The organism is Henriciella sp., from assembly GCF_049649345.1.
Classification (GTDB): domain Bacteria; phylum Pseudomonadota; class Alphaproteobacteria; order Caulobacterales; family Hyphomonadaceae; genus Henriciella.
Genome location: NZ_JBARZC010000578.1, coordinates 1 through 4,999, shown reverse-complemented (window position 1 = coordinate 4,999; position 4,999 = coordinate 1). Strand labels below are relative to the sequence as shown.

The window sequence follows — 4,999 nt, the reverse complement described above, 5'->3', positions numbered from 1 at the left end:
TTCGAGACCAGTGAAGGCACGATGCTGTCGCTCGACGTCTCGCCGGATGGCGGGACGATTGTCTTCGACATGCTGGGCGATCTCTACGCCTTGCCGAAAGACGGCGGCGATGCGACGGTGCTGACCCGCGGCATCGCGCTCGATCCACAGCCGTTATTATCGCCGGACGGGGAGACGGTGCTCTTTCTAAGCGACCGGTCAGGCGCAGAGAATCTCTGGCTGATGGATGCCGGCGGGGCCAATCCGCGCCAGGTCTCCTTCTATGATGACAATCCACACTGGACCTCGCCGGAATGGTCCCCGGACGGGGAGACGATAATGGTCACCCGCTTCTGGCCGGACCGGAATGCCTATGAACTCTGGCAGTTCGCAGCGGCAGACGACCCGGTTGGGCAGGTGCTGCGCGCCGCCGTTCCGCGTGAGGAAGACGGCGAGCCGGTCAGCTCGCTCGGCGCACGGATTGCGGGCGATGGCAGCCTCGTCATGGCCTCGCTCGAGACAGGCGATCCGGCCTTCGATGAGCTGAGCGCGTGGACAGTGATCCGGTTTGATCCGGTGACGGGCGAGGAGACCCTGCTTGCCGGCAGCGACGACGCGCCTGCCTTCCGGCCAGCCCTGTCGCCGGACGGCGAAACGCTTGTCTTTGCAGAACGCCGGGCAGGCGAGACGTGGCTGCGCGCAATGGATATTGCGAGCGGCAGGACGCGTGACCTGATCCAGCTCGATCCGGATTCGCTTGAAGCCTCGCTCTGGCACGATGCGATCCCGCGTTATGATTTTACGGCGGATGGAAAGGCCATTGTTGTCAATGCGGCGGGCGGTTTTGCCGAAGTGAGCTTGGCGAGCGGCGAGGCACGCAACATCGCCTTTACAGCCGAAGTCGACCAGCCACTCGGCCCTCTGGTCCGCACGCAGATCCCGCTTGAGGAGGGGCCGGTCGAGGCTCGGCTTGTCATGGCGCCGCGGCTATCGCCGGATGGCGGGGCGCTGGCCTTCTCGGCCTTGGGGCGGGTCTATGTTCGAGACGTTGAGGGCGAGGCCGAACCGCGCCTGATCACGCCGGACGGGCTGACGGGGTATCATCCCGCCTGGTCTGGCGATGGTGAGACGCTGGCACTGGTCAGCTGGAGCCGGGACGAGGGCGGGGCAGTCTGGCTGGCGGACGCCGACACGGGCGCGCATGAAAAACTCACCGAAGACGAGGCGTTCTATACCCATCCGGTGTTCACGCCGGGCGGCGAGGCGATCATCGCGGTGCGTTCGCCCGCCGATAAGCGCCGCGAGACCTATATGGAATTCGGCCAGCTGCGCGAGGCGGAGCTGGTCCTGATGCCGCTCAAGGGCGGCGCAGCGCGCGTGCTGATGTCTGGCCGGATCGGCGGCACACCGCATTTTCGCGGGCGCGCAGGCGAGGTGCTGATCAATACAGGCGAGGGCGTCGAGGCGGTCCGACTTGAGGATGGCGCGCGTACGCTGGTGACGCAGGCGGAAGGGCCGAACTGGTATTTCGCCGAGGGACTTGCAGCGGCAGATGACCTCCGTGTCTCGCCGGATGGCCGGTGGGCGCTCGCGCAGATCACTCAGCAGCTTTATCTCTATGAACTGGCCGGCGAAGGCGAGAGCGTGGACCTTAATGCGCCGCCGCTGCGCGCCGCCCGGCTCACCGATATCGGCGCGGACTATTTCGACTGGAGCGCGGATGGCGCGGCGGTCGGCTGGTCGGTTGGGTCGAGCTGGTACAGCGTCGCCCTCGAAGATGTCACCTTTGACGCCGCCGCGCCCGTGCCAGTGGAAGAGATATATGCCGACCCTCTGAAGCTGACCGTGACGTTGCCGCGGGACACGCCTTCTGGAGCCAAGCTTCTGACCGGCGCAAACGTCATCACCATGGCCTCGCGCGACCGGCCGGGCGCTGTGCTGATGAATGCAGACATTTTGATCGATGGCGCGAAGATCGCCGCAGTCGGGCCGTCCGGCAGCTTCGACGTGTCCGCCGATGCAGAGGTCGTGGATGTCACCGGCAAATGGATCGCGCCGGGGCTGATCGATGCGCATTATCACCTCGCTGATATCCGCCGCGATGTGCTGCAGGAGGAGGTCTGGGGGCTGAAGGCCAATCTGGCATTGGGGATCACAACCGTGTTCGACCCGTCCTCGCTCAGCATCGACATGCTCGCCTATCAGGATCTGGTCGAGGCCGGCGAGGTGACCGGCGCGCGGCTGTTTTCAACCGGGCCGGCCGTGTTCGATTTCAACGACTTCCGGTCAAAGGATGAGGTCCGCGCCGTGCTGACGCGCTATCGCGATCACTATCGGCTGCGCAATCTCAAACAGTACCGTGTCGGCAACCGGCGGGTGCGCCAATGGTTTGCTGAGGTTTCGCAAGAGCTTGGCATGGTGCCAACGACCGAAGGGGCCCTGTCCTTCAAGCTTGGCCTGACGCACATTCTCGATGGCTTCTCGGGCAATGAGCACGCCCTGCCGCCGCCTGTGCTGCACGAGGATGTGACACGGCTGTTCGCCGAGAGCGGGACGAGCAGCACGCTGACGCTGATGATCACGCATGGCGGACAGCCCGCTGACAAGCTCTTTATCGCGCGCCATGACGCGATGAATGACGAGGACTATGCCCGGCTGGTGCCGGACTTCTTCCGCAAGATGCGCTTTCACGACGTCGAGGCGCATGAGGACAGCGCCTTCCTTTACAGACAGATTGCGGCGAGCGCGCACCGTATCCATCAGGCGGGCGGCGCAGTCGGCGTTGGCGCGCATGGCGATATTCCAGGGCTCGGCACGCTCTGGGAGATCGAGGCTTACGTCGACGGCGGCTGGAGCCCGGCTGAGGCGCTCTGGGCGGCGACCATGGGCAGCGCGAAAGCGATCGCGCGCGATGAGAGCCTCGGCAGCCTCGAGCCTGGAAAACATGCTGACCTCATCATCCTCGATGCCAATCCGCTCGAGGATGTGACCGCACTGCGCCGTATCGACCGCGTCTTCAAGAATGGCCGGATGTATAGCCCCGAAGCGCTTGCCTCCCGGCCGGACTGGTCGCTCGTCTTCCAGGCCGCCCCGTGCCCAATTGCCCCGTGCCCAATTGCCCCGTGCCCAATTGAAGGGCAGACCTGCCCCGATGAGTGGCCTGATTGGTGTCGGGAGGTCATTGTTTTGCTCTATCAGGCCAAACTGCTATGATCCGATTGTCATAAAAGCGTCGTCCGGCATCCTTTGAGCGGAGAAGGGCACCCTGTCCTGAGAGGGGAATGGCATGAAAAGGACGTTCGATATCGATCTGAGCCGCCGACCGGTTGTCGGCCTTGCGGATGAATACCCGTCGGGATTTACCGACCCGCCGCACGCGCATGACCGGATCCAGCTGCTCTATGCCTCCTCTGGCGTGATGTCGGTCGTGACCGATGAGACGAGTTTTGTCATCCCGCCTCAGCGCGCGGTCTGGATCCCGAGCGGGGTGACGCATGAAGTGTCCTGCCGCGGGCCTGTCTCGCTGCGCTCGCTCTACATCGATCCGAAATATGAGCGCGAAGACCCCGATTGCCACATTGTCGAGGTAGGCCAGCTCCTCAAGGCGCTGATCATCGAGGTGACGCAATTCGATCCGGCCTATGATCTCGGTGGCCGCGAGGGCAAGATTGTCGAGCTGCTGGTCAAGGAGCTGCTCGGGGCGCCGAAAATCCCCTATGCCGCGCCGATGCCGAACGATGCGCGCCTGATCCGCGTCTGCCGCGAGATCATCGATAATCCGTCAGACCAGCGCGACATCAATGAATGGGCCGATCTTGCCGGCATGAGCCGGCGGAGCTTCACCCGCGCCTTCAAGCGCGAGACCGGCATGGGCGTCGCGGTCTGGCGCCAGCAGGTGCGCCTGCTCGAAGCGCTGTCGCTGCTCTCGACGGGCTCTGCGGTGACCACGGTGGCGATGGATGTCGGCTATGAAAGCGCCAGCGCCTTCTGCGCCATGTTCCAACGCGCCTTCGGCGTCCCGCCCAGCCGGTACGCGTTTTAGGCTACCGCTCGCTCTAGCGCGACACGTCCACCGCCCTTTTATCGCGGACGCCCTTCATAAGAGCTTTCCGAAATTCATGCTAAAGTAGAAATTGTCTGCCAAGCGGCGGCGAGAGAAGCGGAATTTCAATCCTGTGGCAAAATTGCTTCACTTTATCGTGAGTAGCCGGCACCTGTCGCTGCGAGCTGCAATAGCCGCAACACTCGCGGCCGCCTCGGAAGAATTTGCAAGTTTGCCACCCGTCCGTCAGCGAGCCTGACAGCATGCTGTTTCGAAAAGTGAACAAATAAAGAAATATATACTGCGGTATTGCAACTGATTATTAACTCTGCGAGAGAAGTCCAGCTCGAAACAAAACAATGGGTGGGACGTCATGATGAGAGCTGGCGGAGGCAAAGCCTCCAGACTTATTCTTTTCGCAGCGTGCATTGCGGCAGCAGGGGCCGGGACAGCCCTCGCGCAGGACCTGATTTACGAGCCGGTCAATCCAAGTTTTGGTGGCAACCCGTTCAACTCCAGCCACCTGCTCGCGACCGCTGAAGCACAGAATGATCACCGCGATCCGCGCGCCGGGGTCAACGGGCTCGGCACGTCACAAGCCGACCTGTTCGTCCGCCAGTTGCAGAGCCGGCTCCTGTCCGGCCTTTCGTCGCAAATCGCTGACGCAATCTTTGGTGACAATCCGCAAGAGAACGGGACGATCGTGTTCGGCAGCCAAACGGTCACCTTCACGCGCAATCTCGAAAACATCACCCTGACGATATTCGACAGTGATACTGGGGAAACGACCACGATCGTCATCCCTCAGCTTACGGTTCAATAGACGGCGCCGGAAACCATGATGCCCGTAGTAAAGTTTTCATCCGCCCCGGTCCTTCTGACTCTATTCGCTCTGGTGTGTTCGGCGTGTGCGTCGAAACTGGAAACCCTGCCGGAACCGGAAGTGAACCGGTTTACCCAGACCCAGCAGCAGCTGAT

The 4,999-nt window shown here is 62.7% G+C and carries 3 protein-coding genes; all 3 read left to right on the top strand.

Annotated features, from left to right (window positions below):
* Positions 1-3,192: amidohydrolase family protein (locus tag WA989_RS16015; RefSeq protein ID WP_424341479.1), on the top strand; the 3,192-nt coding region annotated here is incomplete at its 5' end.
* Positions 3,193-3,265: 73 nt separating this feature from the next.
* The gene (locus WA989_RS16010; protein WP_424341478.1) at positions 3,266-4,021 is read left to right on the top strand and encodes a helix-turn-helix domain-containing protein; all 756 of its coding nucleotides are present in this window, start codon (positions 3,266-3,268) and stop codon (positions 4,019-4,021) included.
* 376 nt (positions 4,022-4,397) lie between these two features.
* Entirely contained in the window at positions 4,398-4,844 is a 447-nt protein-coding gene (locus tag WA989_RS16005; RefSeq protein ID WP_424341477.1) for a curli assembly protein CsgF, read from the top strand.
* The last annotated feature ends 155 nt before the right edge of the window (positions 4,845-4,999 follow it).